At 39.7% G+C, this 20,822-nt stretch carries 21 protein-coding genes and 1 riboswitch; of the genes, 18 read left to right on the top strand and 3 right to left on the bottom strand.

Features of this window, described 5'->3' with window-relative positions; translation table 11 throughout:
- Nucleotides 1-56 precede the first annotated feature (56 nt).
- The 6 genes from ccsB (at nt 57) to J2S07_RS17375 (ending at nt 6,843) form a co-directional block, all read left to right on the top strand.
- On the top strand, nt 57-1,241 hold the full coding sequence (gene ccsB, locus J2S07_RS17400) for a c-type cytochrome biogenesis protein CcsB (protein WP_307151679.1): 1,185 nt from the start codon (nt 57-59) through the stop codon (nt 1,239-1,241).
- 66 nt (nt 1,242-1,307) lie between these two features.
- Nucleotides 1,308-2,024 (top strand): response regulator transcription factor, encoded by a 717-nt coding sequence (locus tag J2S07_RS17395; protein WP_307151678.1) that lies wholly within the window; start codon nt 1,308-1,310, stop codon nt 2,022-2,024.
- Nucleotides 2,021-3,793 (top strand): ATP-binding protein, encoded by a 1,773-nt coding sequence (locus J2S07_RS17390; RefSeq protein ID WP_307151677.1) that lies wholly within the window; start codon nt 2,021-2,023, stop codon nt 3,791-3,793. The genes J2S07_RS17395 and J2S07_RS17390 overlap by 4 nt, the downstream gene beginning before the upstream one ends.
- A gap of 187 nt (nt 3,794-3,980) precedes the next feature.
- Nucleotides 3,981-4,529, top strand: coding sequence for an RNA polymerase sigma factor SigX (gene sigX / locus J2S07_RS17385; RefSeq protein ID WP_307151676.1), 549 nt, complete (start codon nt 3,981-3,983; stop codon nt 4,527-4,529).
- Nucleotides 4,507-5,721, top strand: coding sequence for a GerMN domain-containing protein (locus J2S07_RS17380; RefSeq protein ID WP_307151675.1), 1,215 nt, complete (start codon nt 4,507-4,509; stop codon nt 5,719-5,721). Before sigX ends, J2S07_RS17380 begins: the two co-directional genes overlap by 23 nt.
- A gap of 267 nt (nt 5,722-5,988) precedes the next feature.
- Entirely contained in the window at nt 5,989-6,843 is an 855-nt protein-coding gene (locus tag J2S07_RS17375) for a peptidoglycan DD-metalloendopeptidase family protein (protein WP_307151674.1), read from the top strand.
- Nucleotides 6,844-6,880: 37 nt separating this feature from the next.
- Here J2S07_RS17375 and serA read toward each other — a convergent pair whose 3' ends face one another.
- Nucleotides 6,881-8,455 carry a phosphoglycerate dehydrogenase gene (gene serA, locus J2S07_RS17370; protein ID WP_307151673.1) on the bottom strand — a complete coding sequence of 525 codons (1,575 nt, stop codon included), beginning with the start codon at nt 8,453-8,455 and terminating at the stop codon, nt 6,881-6,883.
- 163 nt (nt 8,456-8,618) lie between these two features.
- Nucleotides 8,619-9,551: a manganese-dependent inorganic pyrophosphatase gene (locus J2S07_RS17365; RefSeq protein WP_307151672.1), complete on the bottom strand. Its 933-nt coding sequence runs from the start codon at nt 9,549-9,551 to the stop codon at nt 8,619-8,621.
- A gap of 143 nt (nt 9,552-9,694) precedes the next feature.
- A riboswitch (FMN riboswitch) is annotated at nt 9,695-9,864 on the top strand.
- Nucleotides 9,865-10,021: 157 nt separating this feature from the next.
- On the opposite strand from J2S07_RS17365, the gene J2S07_RS17360 reads away from it, so the two are divergent.
- On the top strand, nt 10,022-10,603 hold the full coding sequence (locus J2S07_RS17360) for an ECF transporter S component (protein ID WP_307151671.1): 582 nt from the start codon (nt 10,022-10,024) through the stop codon (nt 10,601-10,603).
- Between the two features lie 69 nt (nt 10,604-10,672).
- On the opposite strand, the gene J2S07_RS17355 is transcribed toward J2S07_RS17360, so the two are convergent.
- Nucleotides 10,673-10,921: a ferredoxin gene (locus J2S07_RS17355; protein WP_095306582.1), complete on the bottom strand. Its 249-nt coding sequence runs from the start codon at nt 10,919-10,921 to the stop codon at nt 10,673-10,675.
- Nucleotides 10,922-11,199: 278 nt separating this feature from the next.
- Here J2S07_RS17355 and J2S07_RS17350 point away from each other — a divergent pair, with 278 nt between their 5' ends.
- The 11 genes from J2S07_RS17350 (at nt 11,200) to J2S07_RS17300 (ending at nt 20,594) form a co-directional block, all read left to right on the top strand.
- The gene (locus J2S07_RS17350) at nt 11,200-12,255 is read left to right on the top strand and encodes a YpbB family protein (RefSeq protein WP_307151670.1); all 1,056 of its coding nucleotides are present in this window, start codon (nt 11,200-11,202) and stop codon (nt 12,253-12,255) included.
- On the top strand, nt 12,252-13,748 hold the full coding sequence (locus tag J2S07_RS17345) for a RecQ family ATP-dependent DNA helicase (RefSeq protein ID WP_307151669.1): 1,497 nt from the start codon (nt 12,252-12,254) through the stop codon (nt 13,746-13,748). The genes J2S07_RS17350 and J2S07_RS17345 overlap by 4 nt, the downstream gene beginning before the upstream one ends.
- A 10-nt stretch (nt 13,749-13,758) precedes the next feature.
- Nucleotides 13,759-14,373: a CPBP family intramembrane glutamic endopeptidase gene (locus J2S07_RS17340; protein WP_307151668.1), complete on the top strand. Its 615-nt coding sequence runs from the start codon at nt 13,759-13,761 to the stop codon at nt 14,371-14,373.
- Nucleotides 14,366-14,743 carry a hypothetical protein gene (locus J2S07_RS17335; RefSeq protein WP_307151667.1) on the top strand — a complete coding sequence of 126 codons (378 nt, stop codon included), beginning with the start codon at nt 14,366-14,368 and terminating at the stop codon, nt 14,741-14,743. The genes J2S07_RS17340 and J2S07_RS17335 overlap by 8 nt, the downstream gene beginning before the upstream one ends.
- 108 nt (nt 14,744-14,851) lie before the next feature.
- On the top strand, nt 14,852-15,310 hold the full coding sequence (locus J2S07_RS17330) for a YpbF family protein (protein WP_307151666.1): 459 nt from the start codon (nt 14,852-14,854) through the stop codon (nt 15,308-15,310).
- Nucleotides 15,311-15,428: 118 nt separating this feature from the next.
- Entirely contained in the window at nt 15,429-16,061 is a 633-nt protein-coding gene (locus J2S07_RS17325; protein WP_307151718.1) for a CBS domain-containing protein, read from the top strand.
- Nucleotides 16,062-16,126: 65 nt separating this feature from the next.
- Entirely contained in the window at nt 16,127-16,507 is a 381-nt protein-coding gene (locus tag J2S07_RS17320; protein ID WP_307151665.1) for a hypothetical protein, read from the top strand.
- A gap of 28 nt (nt 16,508-16,535) precedes the next feature.
- Nucleotides 16,536-17,306, top strand: a complete 771-nt coding sequence (locus J2S07_RS17315) for a metallophosphoesterase (RefSeq protein WP_307151664.1) — start codon at nt 16,536-16,538, stop codon at nt 17,304-17,306.
- Between the two features lie 81 nt (nt 17,307-17,387).
- Nucleotides 17,388-17,960, top strand: a complete 573-nt coding sequence (locus J2S07_RS17310) for a genetic competence negative regulator (RefSeq protein ID WP_307151663.1) — start codon at nt 17,388-17,390, stop codon at nt 17,958-17,960.
- 294 nt (nt 17,961-18,254) lie between these two features.
- Nucleotides 18,255-19,532: a Glu/Leu/Phe/Val family dehydrogenase gene (locus J2S07_RS17305; RefSeq protein WP_307151662.1), complete on the top strand. Its 1,278-nt coding sequence runs from the start codon at nt 18,255-18,257 to the stop codon at nt 19,530-19,532.
- Between the two features lie 72 nt (nt 19,533-19,604).
- Nucleotides 19,605-20,594 carry a YpdA family putative bacillithiol disulfide reductase gene (locus tag J2S07_RS17300; RefSeq protein WP_307151661.1) on the top strand — a complete coding sequence of 330 codons (990 nt, stop codon included), beginning with the start codon at nt 19,605-19,607 and terminating at the stop codon, nt 20,592-20,594.
- Nucleotides 20,595-20,822: the final 228 nt, after the last annotated feature.

The raw sequence follows: 20,822 nt of genomic DNA, 5'->3' as shown, positions 1-20,822 counted from the left end.
TTACGGATCTAAGGGAGCTTGTGCCGGTTACTTTACTCGATTAAGGAGGAAATAGGTTGGCTAGTCTAAGTTCAAACCTTTTATTGGTTGCATTTATTTTATATTTAGTCGCAATTCCTTTTTTTGGAGGGGCCATTAGACAAAAAAAGGGCCTCGAAGAAATCAAATCCTATGATAAATGGGCAAAAATAGGGATTACCATTACGATCATCGGTTTTATTTCCCAGCTTGGATTTTTTATTACAAGATGGGCCGTTGCTGGGCATGCCCCGCTAAGTAATCTATTTGAATATACGACCTTTTTTGGCATGTGTTTTGTACTTGCCTTTATTATCATTTATTTCATCTATAGAACATCTATTCTAGGGTTGTTTGTACTCCCGATCGTCTTACTTATCATTGCTTATGCAAGCATGTTCCCTAGAGAGATTTCACCTCTAATCCCAGCATTGCAAAGTTACTGGCTGCAGATCCATGTTTCAACAGTAGCATTGGGTGAAGCGATTCTTGCGATCAGCTTTGGAGCCGCATTGATTTATTTAGTGAAGGCTATTGACCATACAAAACGGAGTAAAAGTACGTTCTGGTTAGAGGTCATTATGTATTCCATCGTTTCTGTGATGGGCTTTGTTGCCGTTACATCAACCTTTGCGATAACTGATTACAAGGCAACCTACAACTATATAAATAAAAGCGATAAGGAAGATACAGTTGAATATCGTATGCCTGCATTGATTGGGCCGCATGAGTGGGAGGTCGTTGACAAAGGAACCTTCGAACCGCTTGTCGAAATGCCTGCCATCATCAATGCAAAGAAGCTGAATACTGTCGTTTGGTCCTTAATGGTAGGGCTCGGCCTATACATTGTCATCCGCCTTGCTTTACGCAAGCGAATTGGCGCAGCGTTACAGCCGCTTACAAAAAATATCAAATTGGATCTAGTAGATGAAATAAGCTACCGTTCTGTTCTCATCGGTTTTCCAGTCTTTACCCTCGGAGGACTTGTCTTTGCGATGATTTGGGCACAAATAGCATGGACACGCTTTTGGGGCTGGGATCCGAAAGAGGTGTGGGCACTTATTACCTGGTTGTTCTATGCGGCTTTCTTGCATTTACGTCTTGCAAAGGGCTGGCATGGGGAAAAATCAGCATGGCTTGCGGTAATCGGTTTTGCTATCATTATGTTTAACCTAATCGCAGTCAATTTAGTTATTGCTGGATTGCATTCCTATGCAGGATAATTATCCTATATGCCTTCACAATCGTGAAGGCATTTTTCGAAAAACAAGTCCAAGGGGGATCGTTCAATGGAAAAAGAAGTGAGAGTTTTAGTGGTAGATGATGAGGAAAGAATTAGACGCTTGTTAAAAATGTATTTAGAAAGAGAAGATTATGTAATCGATGAAGCGGAGGATGGAAACGAAGCATTAGCAAAGGCGTTTGCAAATGATTATGATGTCATCCTGCTCGATTTGATGATGCCAGGAAAGGATGGGATTGAGGTTTGCCGTGAGTTACGGGAGAAGAAATCAACTCCTGTCATCATGTTAACCGCAAAAGGTGAAGAAGTAAATCGCGTACAGGGCTTTGAAGTAGGTACGGATGATTATATTGTTAAGCCATTCAGCCCGAGGGAGGTTGTCCTACGAGTAAAGGCACTTCTTAGAAGATCGTCTAGCACCTCCTATTTGCAAACAGAAACGACAACGAAAGATGTGATTGTGTTTCCACATCTGACGATTGATAACGATGCTCACAGAGTGTTAGCCGATGGGAAGGAAGTCAGCTTGACTCCAAAGGAATACGAGCTCCTCTATTTTCTAGCAAAGTCACCAGATAAGGTATTTGATCGGGAGCAGCTCTTGAAAGAGGTTTGGCATTATGAATTTTTCGGAGACTTGAGAACGGTGGATACTCATGTAAAGCGCTTAAGGGAAAAACTCAACAAGGTATCTGATGAAGCGGCACGAATGATTGTCACCGTGTGGGGCGTCGGGTATAAGTTTGAGGTCATCAATGAATGATGTTTTGGCGAAGTGTTGTAGGTAAGCTATGGTTCACATTTATTTTACTTGTATCATTCGTCCTGTTTATTTTGACGGTCATGCTGCTTGAGTTTTTCGAGAACTATCATATTGATGAGGCCGAGGATGAACTGGAAAAAACAGCTTATCGAATCTCCCACTTCTTAGAGGATCAGGAAGAGAGTATCGGCCTTCAAATTTCATGGGAACTTCTCGACGATGTGACCGAGGCAATGATTGTCTATAATAAGGATGAATATTATGCTTCCCCAAACATGAAAGAAACGCTTGATTTGCCTGTGGAATTTTTCTTGGATGATCCTGAATTATATGGGGTTTTTAAGAATGATAAAATGGTCAAGAAAATGGCTTCTTTTACGGCTAGTAATAAAGAGGATTCACAGCTCTTGATCATTGGTGTTCCCATACATCAAGCTGGCAAAGACAACGGGGCAGTCTTTATCATGCAGTCACTATCCGTTATGGAAGAAACAACGAGGTCAACAAAGAAATTTATTTTACTAGCTGCGGGAGTGGCTATTATCCTTACGACGATATTTGCCTTCTTTCTAGCAACGAGAATCAATGCTCCACTGCGGAAAATGAAGCAAGCCGCATTTGAAATAGCACGAGGAAAGTTTGACACGAAGGTTCCTATTTTAACAAATGATGAAATTGGGGAGCTGGCCACTGCTTTTAATCAAATGGGGAGACAGTTGAAGTTTAATTTGAATGCTCTTAGTCAGGAAAAGGAACAGTTGGCTAGTATTTTAAGCAGCATGGTCGACGGAGTCATTACCTTTAATCGTGATGGAACGATTCTGATTACGAATCCACCTGCGGAGAGATTTTTGCAGGATTGGTATTTTGAGCAGGATGGAAAATCAAGGGGTTCTGAGGAAGTGCCCTCGAAGGTGATGGAGCTTTTTCAGCTTGCCGTCGATACCGAAAAGGAGCAGATTGGTGAAATATCTGTGCAAGGACGATTCTGGGTCATTCTTGTTAGCCCGCTCTACAATAATAAATTTATACGTGGTGCTGTTGCGGTCGTTCGCGATATGACAGAAGAAAGACAGCTTGATAAGCTACGCCAGGATTTTATTGCTAATGTTTCGCATGAATTAAGAACTCCTATTTCCATGATGCAGGGTTATAGTGAGGCCATTGTCGATGGAATTGCTGCATCTCCGGAAGAAGTAATGGAAATGTCTCGCGTCATTTATGATGAATCCTTGAGAATGGGGCGGCTTGTCAACGAGCTTCTTGATCTTGCTCGTATGGAAGCAGGTCATATTCAATTAGTGATAAGTGAGATCGAGGTAAAGCCATATTTTGAGAGAATCATACGGAAATTTCATGGTTTGGCCAAGGAAAAAGGGATTCTTCTCCAGAGTGAATTTGAGAAGCTAGAGTCTCATTTTAGCTTTGATGGCGACAGAATTGAACAGGTTCTAACCAATTTAATCGATAATGCGATCAGGCATACAGAGGACAATGGCGTCATTAAGGTCACAGGATACTCAGATGATAAAGGGATTCATGTGGAGGTATTTAATACAGGGATTGGCATAGCAGAAGAGGATCTGCCCTTTGTATTTGAACGCTTCTATAAGGGAGACAAAGCTAGGACAAGAGGAAGATCAGGAACCGGCCTAGGCTTGGCGATTGCTAAGAACATTATTGAGGGCCATAAGGGGAATATCTCCGTCCATAGCAAAGAGGGACTCGGAACGACATTTTCCTTTTTTATTCCCCGAAAAATGAAATAACAGCAAGAATCATGAAGATAAATCTTGATTCACAAGAAACATCGATAATTATAAAAAGGAAGAGGGTTATAAGAAACTTCTTCCTTTTTTGGTTTAGAAATACTATATTTATAGTGGTAGATATTTATTTTTTTGTAACCTTTTTTTAACCTTTATCGACTAATTTGTTGAACGGGGAGGGAAACCAATGGACTCCGTTTTTGATGAGCTTTATTCGAAATATCATCAGGACGTTTTTCAATTTATTTTTTATATGGTCAAGAATCGCGAGCAAGCAGAGGATCTTGTTCAAGAAGTATATATACGAGTGTTAAAATCCTATGAACGCTTTGAGGGTAAAAGTAGTGAGAAAACATGGCTATTTTCGATTGCAAGAAATGTAGCGATTGATCATTTTCGCAAACAAAAGGGATGGAAGCAAAAGCTGGCGGAAAAGTTTGATTGGTCGACCGGACAGGTAAAGGATGATAGTCCGATACCTGAAGAGATTGCTCTCCATAAAGAGGAAGTGGGCATGATTTATCAGTGTCTAGATAAATGTACGATGGATCAAAGAATGGTTATTATCATGAGGTACATACAGGAATTATCCATCATCGAAACAGCTGAAGCATTAGGCTGGACAGAAAGTAAGGTTAAGACTACCCAGCATCGAGCATTAAAGGTTTTAAAGAAGGAAATGGAAGATAGAATGGCAAAGGAGGGGACCGACGGTGAGAAAATCAGAGTGGAGTGATAAGCAGCTTGAGGAGTTACTGCAAAATATGCCAAAGATTAAAGATCATCGCGATCCTCGTGATATTTATCAAAATATCACATTAAAGCTAAAAAAGAAGAAACAACGCTCCTGGATCATCCCTTCAGTAGCGACGGCAGCGGCCATTCTTCTATGCGTCATTCTCACACCGAATCTTATCAACTTTAACGATACTGCGGGCTCGTCCTCAGACAAAAAATCATCACCAAAAACGGAAGAACAAATGGATATCTCTGCCAACGAGGAAAAGGCAACTTCAATTGCCGATAACAGCAAGGGGAAGGAGTCCTCGGCAAAAGAAAATGAACAGGAAATGTACATGGCGAAATCTGAGGAGAAGGAATATTATACAGCTCTTTATTCTACGGATGTCACCAAAGAAAACGTATTTACCTTTTATATCCCTGATACGCAAGTTCAAAATATCGTCCCGGTTAGTGTCGTTGTTGCCAAAGAGGATGGAAAAACGATGTTTGACCAAATGATGGAAACAATGTCAACCTTGCAGGAAGAGGAATGGGGATTAGGTGAATATTACCCATTAAATGCACAGCTTTCGGTTGATGACTCAGCAAGTTCTTTAAAGGTCAATGTTCCGAATGGCCATTATTATGGTAATGGGAGCGCATCAGAAACGGCATTTACAGCTACAATAAAAGCTGCAGCCAGAAGCCTTGGGCTTAAGAAGATTGCCTTTTACACAGATGACCAACCAGGAATAGATTTAGGAAATTATGGAACCATGAAAGAAATGGATACTACGGGCGAGGGAAATCATGGCTATTATTTTTATTATCCGAATGGAAACTCTGAAAAACCATTCCTAGTTCCTTTTTCAAAAGCTTTCGAAACTATTGAGGCAGCGTTATCTGCCATGAAAGAAAATATTGATACGCATGGATTAATGGCATCCATTCCGAATGATATGAATTTTGAAGAGATTGATTCTTCAGGGGATCAGGTGTTAACGCTCCAGCTTAAGGAGAATTCGGGCATCACCAATCAGCCTTCCATTATTCAAACGATTGAAGCGATTCTACTGACAGCCAAGGACTTTGATTTTGATAAGGTGAAAATTGAATATAGTAAGGATGAAAAAATCGGAAAATTTGCTTTCAACCAAGAATTAGATGTCCCAATAGCTGCTAACAAGGTGGAGCTTCTGCATTAAGACTAAGACCAGTGATGATCGCTGGTCTTTTTTTGTGCCTTCTCTCATTGACATAGGAATGCCCTATGTCGACCATTTCACTTTTTTTGTATAAAAAAGCGAATTTGATCCAAATAATAACAAATGTGTCTTTTCTAAACCAGTTGGTGAGGGATATGTTTTGACAGTATTTTTTATTACAAGTAGATTACGTTCGTGTTAAAAAGTTCTAGCATCGTACAAGCAGCATAACTTGTAAAAAGAAAAGTCAAATTAAGGAGGCTTATGATGAAGGATTTCTTAAAACGATTATTGATTGTTGGGATAATGGCTATATTCATTAGTCTACTTTTTATAGGGGTTAAATATCCGCAAGCTGAAACGAATACTACCGCTCACTGGATGTGGCCTACAGATGGGGTGGTTACCGATACATTTGGGACAAGACATGGGAGACATTATGGAATTGATATTGCAGGGGGATATGGAACACCCGTTTATTCAGTAGATGCTGGCGTTGTCACAAAATCCTATTTTTCCAGTTCATATGGGAATGTTGTTTTTGTCAAGCATCCTAATAACCTCGAGACCGTCTATGCCCATCTAAGCAAAAGACAGGTGAAAGAGGGTCAAGTTGTTGAACAAGGCTCCATAATTGGTGAAATGGGGACGACGGGTAGATCTTCGGGAGTACATCTTCATTTTGAAGTACATAAAAAGGAATGGACCGTTTCAAAGGAAAATGCCCTTAACCCTGGCGAAATTCTCGGTTATATTGAAGTGGGTGAAAATGTTCAAGCGATGCAAGGAAACAAAGGCTACGAACAAGTTGCGGGTATAATGGAAACAGCTAGCAGTATAAATAATGAAATATCAAGATACTTGCTGGACAGTGACTACGAATTAATTGCCCCTCAATTAGATGAAGAGGAAAATAAACCGAGTGTGGAGCAAACAGAAGAGAAAATGGAGTTAGGGAAAACTGTCTATCGTGTGAAAAAAGGGGATACTCTCTGGGCGATTGCACAGAAATACAAAACAACTGTTCAAGAAATCAAGAGTCTCAACCAATTGAAATCCGATCTGATCTTTCCTGAACAAAATTTAACGGTTGGATTTCATCAAGCAAAAACATATCAGTAGAAAATCGGAGGATGACTCCCCCGATTTCCAGAATAGCTTAGAGATTGATACGGGTGATAAAAACGATATCATCAAGCGTCTTTAATAGCTCAAGTGCAGGATCTTCTAACGGCTTATCAAATGACAAAATCATAATTGCTTCGCCGCCGATTTCTTTTCTACCAACCTGCATCGTCGCTATGTTAATAGAATGATCACCTAATATTTTTCCGACACGGCCAATAACACCCGGACGGTCCATATGCTGAATATACAGAAGGTTACCTTCTGGAAGAAAATCAATATTAAAATCATTTAAGCATACGATTCGAGGTCCGTAATTCTCAATATATGTTCCTCGGATGGTAAATTGATGCCCATTCATTTTTGTGACAACGGTGATGCTGTTTGCATATCCAAAGGAATCGCCGGCAATTTTTTCACCGACAGTGATGCCTCTTTCCTTTGCAGCGAGCAATGCATTCACTTCATTGACGTGGACATCAATCCGATCCTTGAAAAAGCCAGCTAATAGGGCCTTTGTTAAGTAGGAGGTTTCCAGCTCCGTAACCGTGCCTGCATAAGTGATGGTCAATTCATGGACCCCTACACGAACACATTGCGATAAAATAGCGCCTATTTGTTTAGATAAATGATGAAATGGACGGATTTTTTCATAAATATCCTTTGACATTGCCGGCAAATTAATAGAATTAGAAACAGGCTTATCTTCAAAGTATGTTCTAACTTCCTTCGCAACCTGTGTGGCGACATTTAGCTGTGCCTCTTTCGTTGAGGCGCCAAGATGTGGGGTGACGATCACATTATCGTATTTAAGCAATGGATGCTCGCCGGGAGGCTCCACCGCAAAAACATCTAGAGCCGCACCACCGACATGACCATTGCCAATGTATTCTGCTAAGGCTTGTTCATCAATGATGCCACCACGTGCACAATTCAGGAATAAGACACCTTGTTTCGTTTTCTTTATCGCTTCCGCATCTATAAGTCCTCTCGTTTCCGGTGTCAAAGGGGTGTGGACTGTAATAATATCAGCTTGCCTCAGCACCTCATCAAGGGTACATCTTTCAACCTTTAACTGCTGAGCTCTTTCCTTCGTTAAAAAAGGATCATAAACATAAATATTCATTCCAAAAGCTTTCGCACGTTTCGCTAGCTCTGTCCCAATTCTTCCTAAACCAACAATTCCTAAAGACTTTCCGAATAATTCTTGGCCGACAAATGCATTTCTTTTCCATTCCAGATTCTTTACAGATTGATGGGCCTGTGGAATCTTGCGCATGAGGGAGGCCATCATGGCAAAGGTGTGTTCAGCTGTCGATATCGTGTTTCCATCCGGGGCATTAACAACGATGATCCCCCGCCTTGTAGCTGCATTGACATCAATATTATCTACACCTACGCCAGCGCGGGCAATAATTTTCAAATTCGGCATTTCTTCTAGGAGCTCCTCTGTCACCTTTGTGGCACTTCGAACTAAGAGAGCTTCAATATTTTTTAGATCGACTCCTGGGTCCGTTACCTTTTTTTCAATCAGAATCGCATTTTCGTACTCTAACAATGGCTGTAATCCATCTGCACTTATCGCATCGGCTACTAAAATTTGGTGCATAAGAACATCTCCTACCTATATCAATTTTCTGATAATTGTACAAAACGAATATTCTTCTGTCAATTGCAAAAAAACGTTCGACTTTATATGTAAACGCTTTAATCAAAAAAGTAATGAAAATGTAAAAAACACAGGTCAAAAAGACCTGTGCTAGGAACGGTGTTTATCTTTTATTAAATACCTCGGTTAAAATTGGGATGATTTGCTTCTTGCGAGATACGACACCCTTTAATAGTGCGGTATGGTTTTCAAGCTTTACCCCATAAGCCTCTTCTACCACGTTCGTTTCCCGACCAAGAACGAGGGCAGTGGAGTCGCTATTTAGAATGTCTGTTACGACAAAAACAAATAAGTCTAGATTCTTTTTGTCAATGATGCTTTGAAGAGCAGATTCTAATTCTTCCTGTCGAGATAACACATCCTGGATATCTACCGTGTTGACCTGAGCAACCTCTACCTTTTTTCCTGCCATTTCGAATTCCTTGGCATCAAGGGTTAGGAGCTCTTCAACGGATTTATCTCTTAAATCAGCTCCTGCTTTTAGCATCTCTAGGCCGTACTCATCTGAATTAACTCCGGCAAGCTCTGCTAATTCTTTTGCGGCTGCAACATCCTCAGATGTACAAGTAGGCGACTTAAATAATAGAGAGTCAGAGATGATTGCGGAAAGCATGAGTCCAGCAATGTCTTTTTCGATTTCTATATTATTTTCTCTATATAATTTTTTTAGAATCGTTGCTGTACATCCAACCGGCTCTGCACGATAGTAAAGTGGATCCCCTGTTTCAAAGTTTGCAATACGATGATGGTCAATGACCTCGAGAATACGAACCTGATCGATGTCATCGGCACTTTGCTGACGCTCATTATGGTCAACCAGAATCACCTGATTGGTCTCGGCAGCAACAGAGGTAACTAATCTCGGAATTTCAACATTGAAGGTTTTTAAGGCAAATTCTGTTTCACCATTCAAATTTCCTAATCGAACTGGTTCTGCATCCATGCCAAGCTTTCTTTTTAGATTTGCGTAAGCGATTGCGGAACAAATTGAATCAGTATCTGGATTTTTGTGTCCTAAAACAAGTACTTTTTCCATGGTATTCTCCTTTAAATACAGTTTCCAAATAACTTTGTAGGAAAGTAATTATGATAATTTTCACTATATTAATTTACCATAAAATCATTGACTTCACAAAAAAGAATTTGTACGGTATAATAATGTTGAAAAATAAAATATTGATCTATCTTCGGGGCAGGGTGCAATTCCCGACCGGCGGTGATGAGAAGTTCATTCTCTAAGCCCGCGAGCCACTTACAAGCAATCCTTTATTATCTATAAGGTATTTGCTTAGGCAGGATTTGGTGCGATTCCAAAGCCGACAGTACAGTCTGGATGGGAGAAGATGGAGGTTCTGCAGACGTTCAAAAAATAATTTGATGAACGTTTATTAAGCATGCCTAAGAAATTCTCCCTCAAGTTTTCTTGAGGGAGTTTGTTTTTATGGTGGCTTAGTTTGCTGAACCTTTCTTCTTGAGGAGAGATGGATCCTAAGAGGAGAGAGGAACATGAAGAAGTTAAATGTTAGAGCTTTAGTATCAATTGGAATGTTAAGCAGTATTGGGTTTGTGCTGATGCTGTTAAACTTTCCGCTTCCACCGTTTCCCAAATTTCTAATGGTGGATTTTAGTGACATCCCGGCATTGATTGCCGCCCTTATTTTTGGTCCAGGAGCAGCTATATTAGTGGAGTTTCTCAAAAATCTATTGGACTATATTTTAACAAGCAGTGATACAGGAATTCCGATCGGCCACCTATCAAATTTCGTGGCGGGGGTCATGTTTGTCATCCCGACCTATTTTATCTATGAGAAATTGAAGACAAAAAAAGGGATGACGGTCGCTTTAATAACGGGAACCGTTACGATGGCTATCGTGATGAGTGTATTGAATTATTTTGTTGTTTTACCAGCCTATATCCTCTTTATGGGATTTCCAGCTATGTCAGGGGAAGAAATCAGACAAATGGTGGTCGCGGGTATTCTCCCATTTAATATGGTGAAGGGCTTGATTATTTCGATCGTATTTATGCTCTTGTTCGCACGTATGGGCACTTGGATTGGAAAACAAAGAGCAGTCCGTCAAGCGTGATTAAATAAGGCTCTTAAATAAAAAAAAGCCTCTCTCGGACATCCGAGAGGGGCTTTTCATATCTAGAAACTATTCGAACTTTAATGGGTCTCCATCAAATGGTTCGTCAGCTACTTTAATAGAATCAGTTGGGCAGCCTTCAAAAGCGTCCATCATATCATCTATTAATACATCAGGAATTTCCACAATTCCCTCGTTATCATCTAGTGTTACAAATGCGATGCCTTCATCATCGTAATCGTAAATATCTGGTGCAGCTGCTCCACAAGCCCCACATGCAATGCATGTCTCTTTGTCCACAATCGTATATTTTGCCATGTAAAAATACCTCCCAATGAGTATTCATTTGTATTTATACATTTCAGTATTTTTGAAACGTATCCCTCATTCCTTATTGTAAAGCTGAATCACCAACATTTCAATAGAAAAAATAATGAGAATGCTTATCAGAAGGCTCTATTCAAAGATGCTGAAATGCAATAATTTTGTTTTCACATCTGCATGAGCTATTATCGTTTTTTCATGCTAAAATGATTGGTAAGCAGATGAGACAAATAAACTCTGGCTTACCATTGTTAAATTAATAGGGTGATAGAATGTCAACTCCTTTTGTATATGATGTCGTTCTTCGTTGCTTACATAAAATCAATGGCGAAAGAACGGTATTCTCTATATATCATCTCCTTTGTGGGAAAAAATCTTCACAAACTATACAAGATGCCCATCTTTTCCAGCTTGCGCCATTTTTTAATACTTATAACGCCATTACTAGGCAGGAATTTGTAACCATCATTGAGGAATTAAAAGCAAGCGAACTCATTGAACACAAACAAGAGGATGTGTATCAGCTCACGCAAAGCGGAATTTTTTATGTTGAGGATGAAAAGGCAAAGCATCCATTCTTAAAGTATTTGGATGGGTATCGATTTCAAACAGCTGAACTATTTTGGGCAAGACTTTCTCTCTTAGTTCAGGTTGCATCCCATCTGATCCGAAACGAATCAAGATTCATTCCAATTCAAAGCAACCGACATGTGCAAAGCTGGCTCAAGATATTTATTCAAAGAGGTCAGTTTCAACGAGAAAAATTAGGCCATTCACTGTATCAAGAACTGTCCACATGCCTAGAGGGGATGACAGACCTGGATCCGGCCATTTTCGTGATTCGTCTTACTGGGCATGAGAGAATTGGATTAACCGAAATGCAGGCTGCTTCTGTTTTGAAGCTGGAATCCACCCTCTACCACTATCAGTTCTTGGCCTTGCTGCATGAAATGATGAATAGGCTACTTGAGGGAAAAAGTAGCTATCCTCTTTTGTATAGTATGATCTCGGATTTACACAATGAAGCATTGTTAACAGATTCGACCAAAAAGACCTATCAGCTTTTAAGCAAGGGGTATTCGATTGAAGAGATCGGCAAGATTCGAAAATTAAAGGTTAATACCATTCAAGATCATGTTGTTGAGCTTGCCTTACAGTTGACGGATTTTGATATTACCCCATATGTTAAAGAGGAGAAAATCGTGCGCATTATCGAGGCGAAGGATAAGACGGGCTCAAAACAGTTAAGACATATGAAGGAGATCGTTCCTGAAGCAAGCTATTTCGAAATTCGCTTAGTTATGTCAAGGTATGGAGAAGAAAAATGAAGCAAGACTTGAAGGGAATTTTACAAACCCATTTCCAATTTCATTCTTTTAAAGAAGGACAAGAAGAGGTTATTTCATCTGTTTTGAATGGCAGGCATACAGTCGCAGTTCTTCCGACCGGCACAGGCAAATCACTCTGCTATCAGCTCCCCGCCTATATCATGACTGGCACCGTTGTGATTATTTCCCCGCTCCTTTCTCTTATGCAGGACCAGGTGGAACAAATTCGGATGAGAGGTGAAAAAAGAGTGGTTGCCCTCAACTCCTTCCTAGAACGTGATGAAAAATTAAGGATCTTAAATCAGCTTGACCATTTTCGATTCATCTTTATTTCACCAGAAATGTTACAGATGGAATCTGTCCAAAAGCGCTTAAATCGGATGAAAATCGCTCTATTTGTTGTTGACGAGGCTCATTGTATATCGCAATGGGGCTATGATTTTCGACCGGATTATATGAAGCTAGGAATCATTAGGGAGAGGCTTGGAAATCCTTTGACCCTTGCGTTAACAGCAACGGCGACGAGAGCTGTCGTGGAAGACATCGCTCAAGCTTTGAAGCTGAAGGAATGGAGTGAGTATATCTCCTCCGTGGATCGTCCAAACATCGCCTTAATGGCTGAAGAACTCCAAGATTCAGAGGAAAAAGACAGACGGCTAGTTGAACTCGTTTCGCTTCTACAGGGGCCTGGGATTATTTATTTTTCCAGCAAAAAAAAGGCTGAGGAATCGGCACTCCTTTTAAGATCACAGGGAGTCAAGGGAGTGATGGCCTATCATGGCGGAATGGACCAGGAGAATCGGATCCTTATTCAGCAGCAATTCATCCATGGCCAGATCGATATCATTTGTGCAACAAGTGCCTTTGGGATGGGGATCAACAAGGAAAATGTTCGTTATGTCATTCATTATCATATGCCCCTGCAGCTTGAATCCTATCTGCAGGAAATTGGCAGAGCGGGAAGGGATGGAGAAAAAAGTGTCGCCATCCTGTTATATGCAGCTGGTGATGAGGCATTGCTCCATTTTCTTATTGAAAGCGAGCTGCCGAGCGACCTCCAAATCGATAGAATGGTACAATGTTTAAAGGAAAAGACCTATACTGCCCTCTGGAAGGAAGAAGAATCGCTCGTAGCACTAGCTGGCTTGAGTGAGAATCAATGGCGGATCATGAGTGATTTTTTGAGGAATTTGGAGCGGGCAAATGTTAAAATAGAAGAAGCATTATTAAATTTCAAGCAATTTATAAAGGACCGGAATGATTACAAAAGAAGGCAAGTGCTTCAGCTGAAAACATGGATCCATTCCCGCCAATGTCGCCGAGAGCTCATCTTAAAATATTTTGACGAACAAAAGAATTTTCAGGTTGAAAATTGCTGTGACATTTGTGGTCTAAATCTTTATGATTACCAAATAAAAAAGGGCAATCTAGAACAGAAGGATGAACCATTTAACTGGAAACATTATTTATCCGCAATTCTATTAAAAAAGTGAGCATATCCATATGAATAAACAGCAGTATACCGACTTAATCAATCAACTAACGGATCGAGAAATCATGTTTCATCTCCTTCTAACACAGCTCATTCTGATCGTGATATCCACGATTTTGGGCTTCTTCTTATTTGATGACCTTTCCGCCTTCCTCCACATCTTCGGGTGGCATGATGTGAATATTTGGAAGGTGGGCGGTTGTATAGGCTTAGGTGTCGTGATTCTAGACCTTGTTCTAATGAAGCTGCTTCCACCGTCTTACTACGATGATGGAAGTCTTAACGAAAGGCTGTTTCAAAGCAAACCGATTTGGCAAATTGCAGCCATTGCTGCGATGGTGGCGATAAGTGAAGAAATTTTATTTCGTGGAGTCATTCAGACTCATTTTGGTCTCATTATCTCAAGCTTGATTTTTGCTGTTATCCATTATCGCTATTTATTCAATTTGTTTTTATTTGCCAATATCATGGCATTGAGCTTTTTAGTTGGTTATATCTATCTCGTAACGGGTAATCTCCTCGTTACGATATTTATGCATTTTGTTATTGATTTCCTATTGGGATTAGTGATTCGATTTTCAAAAAAGAAAAGTCCTCGTATCCAGGAGGGGATGAACCATGAATAAGGAAGAACCGCTACGGGATCAAGCGGAACGGCTGAGAAAAAGAATCGCAAAGAAAGATAGTTCTCTACCAGAAGTCGATGCTGGAGGTGCTTTGCCTCCGAGAAGCAGAGTTCATCAGCATAAAAAGAAAAGAACGAGATGGAGATTAAAATACCCAATTATCCGCCTGTTAGCCCTTTTCTTTATCCTTCTGCCAATCGTATGCTTTAGTCTTTATACCATTAATGAAAATAATAAAAAAGGCGAGACAGAGCCAGTTAGTACCGAACAGGAAAACTATGAAACGGTTAACTTTGACAATGGAGACGAAGACCACCAGCAGGATGAAAAAGAAAACCCTGATGATAACAAAGAAAATGTGAATGAATAAATTGGAAGGAAAGCATCGTTGCAACACGCAGCGATGCTTTTTCGATCATAAAGAATTGGACAAGATCATATAAATTTATAAGGATTTCTGGCAAGAGGGGGGCATATTATGGAGTCATCGATCATTTTGCTTGATGACAGGACGGATCAAGCGACAAAACAGATGCTTCAGAAAGTAGTGGAGAGAAAAAAGAAATTCGATGTCTTTACCTTTAGGCATTTGCTTGTAATGTGGACAACGGTTATCTCTGCCTTCTTATATTTCTATTATCTCTATGATACCATTGCCGTACCTTATTCCTATTCCTTCGCGGCAATGTTTTCAGCCTTTTTCAATCAAACGTACAATCTTTATGCGATGATCTTGATTGGAGGCTTGTATGGTTTGATGAATCTTTTAAAAGAAAAAAAGGATAAGGCCGAAAAGGAATATCATGCGCTTAGATGTGAAATCATCGATAAAAGCAAGGATCTATGGAAGAATGAGGACGCATGGAAAAACCGCCATCTTGTTTTCGAAATGATGAAAAAAAATTTCGATATTAACTTATATCATGAAAACAAATGAGAAGATATTGAAAGAAAAGCTTATCTTTGTTCGTATTTTGCCACAAATGAAAAAGGATTTGAATGATGATTTGTGGAATTATTGTAAGTGTGCTTATACTAACCCTGAGGTGATAACTATGTTTGTGAAAAACATTATGATTCCGAAACATCATACCCACACGGTTCAACATGATGAACCATTAAGGATTGCACTGGAGAAGTTGGAGCAGCAGAAAATTGATGCCCTGCCTGTATTAAATGGAAATAAATACATTGGAGTACTGACTCGGTATAATCTATACAAGGAATTTTTTGAATCAAATGTAACTAGAGAAGAATATCTGCAAAATACAGCTTGCAAAGACATTGCCACCCACCAGGATAAATACTTGAAGGGCCAGGAGATTTTTGAAAAAACACTCCTTGAGCTAAAACATTTTCCTTTGCTTGCTGTCGTGAATGACAAGCTTGAATTCTTGGGAATCGTCACTAGATTTGATGTGTTGGAGCAATTTCAATCTGCATTTGGCGTCCAGCGACCAGGGGTTAGGATTGCATTCACATCGATCGAGACGGAGGGAAGGCTTGCTCGCCTTGCGGAAATTGCCCATCATTTCCATGAGCATATTATTTCACTTGTTACTTTCGATGAAACCGATAAATTGGTTCGAAGAATTGTTATGAAAATTGAAAAGAAGGATAATATCGAAAGATTTGTGAAGAAATTAGAAGACTCTGGATTCCGGATTCTCGATATTCATGAGGATTAGATATCATTCATTTGAATAAGCAAGAAATCAAATCCCTCTCATAGATTAATATGGGGGGATTTTTTATGCGAAAAAAAATGGTTCTTCTATTACTTGGATTTTTGTGTGGCAAGTTATTTATTGAATGGTTCCCAATTGGACTTCCGGTTGATTTTTCCAAGTTTCTCCTTGCCCTTGTCCTGCAACCCTTTGATTTCCTGATTGCCTCCATTTTCTTCATAGCTGGATTTCTCATGAATGCTGTTATTTTGGAGAATGGGGTAAGGCAGATAACCATGTTTGTTTATCGAAAACAGGTCGTAATGGAAGATTTATTAATTTTCCTGTTCCTGTTACTCGGCTACTGTATTTTATTCATATCTGGATTTTGGCAAACGATGGTTTTTTTCTGTTTCTCACTACTTTATGGTATGATTTCAATAGATTTCAAACGACTGATAGTCTGATGAGTATTACAAAAGTTGGGGAGGATTTATGTTATTTATTTTTCTTATTATGATCCTTGCTCTTGGAGCAGGGTTACTCATGTATATGTATCAGCTCGCTCATTCTGATCATATCGTTTACCATGAAATACCTTTTCCTAATTTCCCAGAGTCTTTCGGGGAAATTAAAATATTTTTTATTTCTGATATACATAAGCGTGTGATATCTGATTCTCTACTAGAGGGCGTAAGAGGAAAGGTGGATTTAGTTATTATTGGTGGGGATCTTTTGGAAAAGGGGGTGCCAATTGAGCGGGTTGAAAAAAATATCAAAAAGCTTAAAGATGTCGCTCTTACCTACTTTGTTTGGGGCAATAACGATTATGAAATGAACCCTCGTCTCTTAGATGGCCTCCTCTTAAAATATGGGGTAAAAATATTAGACAATACGGCGGTTTCCTTTGAATCGGAAGAAGGAGATCGTTTCGTCCTTTTAGGAGTGGATGATCTTACAAAACATAGGGATAGACTTGATTTGGCTTTGCAGGATGCGGAGGAAGGCTTCAGGCTTCTCGTGAGCCATAATCCGAATATTGTCGCTAAAATAAAGAAGAAGGACAAAATCTCCCTCGTTTTAAGTGGGCATACCCATGGAGGGCAAATTCGCATTTTTGGGATGGGTCCATATGAAAAGGGAGAGCTTAAGACCCTCGAGCAAACGATGCTTTTAGTGAGTAATGGCTATGGAACCACTTCATTGCCTTTAAGGCTAGGGGCGAAACCAGAGGCACATTTGATTACCTTAAGAAGGGAATCGTGAAAAACCCCATATAGACGACTCACCATCTAATCAATTTTTCATAGACTAAACCAAGAGTTGTCACAGCAGGGGGCAAAAATCATGCGCATTGAGCGATTAACTTATAATAAAATTAAAATTTTTCTTACGTCCGATGATTTAACAGAACGAGGGCTAACGAAAGAAGATATTTGGAAGGATTCATTAAAGTGGCACCAGCTTTTTTCAGATATGCTTGAGGAAGCTAGTACCGAACATGGTGTTTGCATTGAAGGATCTGTTGCCGTTGAGATCTTTTCCATGCAAGCCCAAGGGATGATCATGATTGTAACGATGGGAGAGGATGAAGGCGCCCTAACCGATGGTTTTTTTGATATTGCTGTCACCACTCAGGATTTTGAGGATGTATTATTTGAGTTTGACAATATCGAGCATGTCATTCAATTGTCGAAGCAGCTTTTGACAGTTGAATATTCTGGCGGTGATTTATATGCACATAAGGATCAGTATTACCTCTATTTTCAAGAAGAGAATCTCGCTCACTCAAAGGATATTCTGGCCATTTTATCTGAATATGGTCATCTCTCATTAGTGAGTATTCATTATTTGCGAGAATACGGTAAGGAAATAGTGAAGGATCAAGCGATTGAAACGCTTGCGAATTACTTCGGGTAGAAAGAAAAATTAAGGAAGTATATTTTAGGCACTGGTTAAGAAATGGGTTATATCAATATAATATTAAGGATCGTATTTTATCAAGTATACAAGCCCCCTTTCCAATGGCTTAAGGGGGATAGATTTGTTATTATTGGAATTTAAAAACCTTTTAAAATAACCATGGTAACGTTTACATTTATTTACGTAAATATGCTGAATATACACTTTTTTATCTTGCATTAATTATCCAAACGTGTATACTTGTGACTGAAAGATGACAATATCGAATGGATTCTAGGAGGTTAATTTTCAATGGTAGCCGAGAAAGGTACTGAAAATATAAATCAGGAAGACAAGCTAGATGTCTTAAAGTCAACTCAAACGGTTATTCATAATGCACTTGAAAGACTTGGATACCCAGAAGAAGTCTACGAACTGTTAAAGGAACCGATGAGATTAATGACAGTCAAAATCCCAGTAAGAATGGACGATGGATCTGTCAAAGTCTTTACTGGCTACCGTGCACAGCATAATGATGCTGTGGGCCCAACTAAAGGAGGCATTCGTTTTCACCCTAATGTAACGGAAAAAGAGGTTAAGGCACTGTCCATTTGGATGAGTTTGAAATGTGGTATTGTTGATCTCCCATATGGTGGTGGAAAAGGTGGAATCGTTTGTGATCCGCGCGACATGTCATTTAGAGAACTAGAAAGATTAAGTCGTGGATATGTAAGGGCTATTAGTCAAATCGTTGGCCCAACAAAGGATATTCCAGCACCAGATGTTTTCACAAATTCTCAAATTATGGCATGGATGATGGATGAATACAGCCGCATTGATGAGTTTAATTCGCCAGGCTTTATTACTGGTAAACCGCTCGTATTAGGTGGTTCCCATGGCAGAGAATCTGCAACCGCTAAAGGGGTTACGATCTGTATTGAAGAAGCGGCTAAGAAGAAGGGCATCGATATTAAAGGTGCTCGTGTTGTTGTACAAGGGTTTGGAAATGCCGGTAGTTTCCTATCGAAATTCATGCATGATGCGGGAGCGAAGGTAATTGGAATCTCTGACGCATATGGTGCATTATATGATCCGGACGGATTAGACATAGATTATTTGCTTGATCGCCGTGACAGCTTTGGCACGGTTACAAAGCTGTTTAATAATACGATAACGAATAAAGAATTATTAGAGCTTGATTGCGATATTTTAGTACCTGCTGCAATTGAAAATCAAATCACAGAAGAAAATGCCCATAATATCCGCGCAAAAATAGTCGTAGAAGCTGCCAATGGACCAACGACTTTAGAGGCTACTCAAATCCTAACGGATAGAGGCATCCTGCTTGTACCAGATGTATTGGCATCTGCGGGTGGGGTAACCGTTTCCTATTTTGAATGGGTACAGAATAATCAGGGTTATTACTGGTCCGAAGAAGAAGTGGAAGAAAAGCTGAAAGCGGTCATGGTTAAGTCCTTCGAAAATATTTATAATACTGCTCAGACACGTCGAGTGGATATGCGTCTCGCTGCTTATATGGTTGGAGTAAGAAAAATGGCAGAAGCATCAAGATTTAGAGGCTGGATCTAAAAATTAGTGTTATAATATTTATGAAACTCGTCCTAAGGGCGAGTTTTTATACTTCTAAAGGAGTGGACGGTTGTGAAGCAGGAAGATGTCATTATCATTGGGGGAGGTCCCTGTGGGTTAGCTGCCGCAATTGCTTTGAAAAAAATTGAAAAAAACCCATTAGTGATTGAAAAAGGAAATATTGTGAATGCAGTCTATAACTATCCGACCCATCAAACCTTTTTTAGCACGAGTGAAAAGCTTGAAATTGGGGATGTCCCTTTTGTAACAGAGGAATACAAACCGAAACGAAATCAAGCTCTCGTCTATTATCGGGAAGTAGTAAAAAGGGAAAAACTAAGAGTAAATGCATTTGAAAAGGTCGTATCAGTGGAAAAGACCAAGGAAGGAAGCTTTGTTGTTACGTCGGATAAGGCAGAATATACATGTCAAAATGTTGTGATCGCAACAGGCTATTATGATAATCCAAACTATATGAATGTACCGGGAGAAGATCTGCCAAAGGTCTTTCACTATTTTAAAGAGGCCCATCCATTCTTTGATAAAGATGTTGTCGTGGTTGGTGGAAAGAACTCAAGTGTTGATGCAACGATCGAGCTTGTCAAGGCAGGGGCAAGGGTAACGGTAATCTATCGCGGCTCTAGCTTTTCTCCTAACATTAAGCCGTGGATCCTTCCGGAATTTGAATCGCTTATTCGAAACGGAATCGTGAAGATGGAGTTTGATTCCCATGTGAAGGAGATAACCGAGAATCAGGTTGTTTATGAGAAGCAAGGAGAGCTGTTTGAATTAAAGAATGATTTTGTGTTCGCAATGACAGGTTATCATCCAGATCATGCGTTTTTGAAGGAAATGGGTGTGAAAATTGATAGTGATTCTGGCAGACCTATCTTTGATCCGGATACAATGGAAACCAATGTGGAGGGAATTTATATTGCTGGTGTGATTGCAGCTGGTAATAATGCAAATGAAATCTTTATCGAGAATGGCCGCTTCCATGGTGGTCTCATTGCTAAATCTATCCAGGAAAAGGAAATGGGGCTGTCCAAAAAGTCAGAGTAACTGACTTTTTGGTGCCCCTTTCTTATTTCTACTATTTTTAGAAAAGTGCACAAAAAAATCGTCCAATTTAGTAAAATGTAAGTAACCAAACCAACATTTACAGAAAGGACGATTTTTTTATGTGTAATCAAGCGACTACTACTGAAAATTATAACACTCAAATGGCTCTTCTTCCAGAGGTTGAGGAAATTTCTCCTCCTAAAAGACAATTAGCTCCTACATTCAAAC

Source organism: Anoxybacillus andreesenii (assembly GCF_030813005.1).
Taxonomy (GTDB): Bacteria; Bacillota; Bacilli; order Bacillales; family Cytobacillaceae; genus Robertmurraya; species Robertmurraya andreesenii.
Note: the sequence above shows the minus strand (reverse complement) of the source record. Positions and strands in the feature narration are given on the sequence as shown.

Bases quoted from the DNA above. Each gene is read 5' to 3' on its own strand.
- J2S07_RS17395 (WP_307151678.1), top strand. From the start codon at position 1,308: ATGGAAAAAGAAGTGAGAGTTTTAGTGGTAGATGATGAGGAAAGAATT.
- J2S07_RS17390 (WP_307151677.1), top strand. From the start codon at position 2,021: ATGATGTTTTGGCGAAGTGTTGTAGGTAAGCTATGGTTCACATTTATT.
- sigX (WP_307151676.1), top strand. From the start codon at position 3,981: ATGGACTCCGTTTTTGATGAGCTTTATTCGAAATATCATCAGGACGTT.
- J2S07_RS17375 (WP_307151674.1), top strand. From the start codon at position 5,989: ATGAAGGATTTCTTAAAACGATTATTGATTGTTGGGATAATGGCTATA.
- serA (WP_307151673.1), bottom strand. From the start codon at position 8,455: ATGCACCAAATTTTAGTAGCCGATGCGATAAGTGCAGATGGATTACAG.
- J2S07_RS17365 (WP_307151672.1), bottom strand. From the start codon at position 9,551: ATGGAAAAAGTACTTGTTTTAGGACACAAAAATCCAGATACTGATTCA.
- J2S07_RS17360 (WP_307151671.1), top strand. From the start codon at position 10,022: ATGAAGAAGTTAAATGTTAGAGCTTTAGTATCAATTGGAATGTTAAGC.
- J2S07_RS17355 (WP_095306582.1), bottom strand. From the start codon at position 10,921: ATGGCAAAATATACGATTGTGGACAAAGAGACATGCATTGCATGTGGG.
- J2S07_RS17350 (WP_307151670.1), top strand. From the start codon at position 11,200: ATGTCAACTCCTTTTGTATATGATGTCGTTCTTCGTTGCTTACATAAA.
- J2S07_RS17345 (WP_307151669.1), top strand. From the start codon at position 12,252: ATGAAGCAAGACTTGAAGGGAATTTTACAAACCCATTTCCAATTTCAT.
- J2S07_RS17340 (WP_307151668.1), top strand. From the start codon at position 13,759: ATGAATAAACAGCAGTATACCGACTTAATCAATCAACTAACGGATCGA.
- J2S07_RS17335 (WP_307151667.1), top strand. From the start codon at position 14,366: ATGAATAAGGAAGAACCGCTACGGGATCAAGCGGAACGGCTGAGAAAA.
- J2S07_RS17330 (WP_307151666.1), top strand. From the start codon at position 14,852: ATGGAGTCATCGATCATTTTGCTTGATGACAGGACGGATCAAGCGACA.
- J2S07_RS17325 (WP_307151718.1), top strand. From the start codon at position 15,429: ATGTTTGTGAAAAACATTATGATTCCGAAACATCATACCCACACGGTT.
- J2S07_RS17320 (WP_307151665.1), top strand. From the start codon at position 16,127: ATGCGAAAAAAAATGGTTCTTCTATTACTTGGATTTTTGTGTGGCAAG.
- J2S07_RS17315 (WP_307151664.1), top strand. From the start codon at position 16,536: ATGTTATTTATTTTTCTTATTATGATCCTTGCTCTTGGAGCAGGGTTA.
- J2S07_RS17310 (WP_307151663.1), top strand. From the start codon at position 17,388: ATGCGCATTGAGCGATTAACTTATAATAAAATTAAAATTTTTCTTACG.
- J2S07_RS17305 (WP_307151662.1), top strand. From the start codon at position 18,255: ATGGTAGCCGAGAAAGGTACTGAAAATATAAATCAGGAAGACAAGCTA.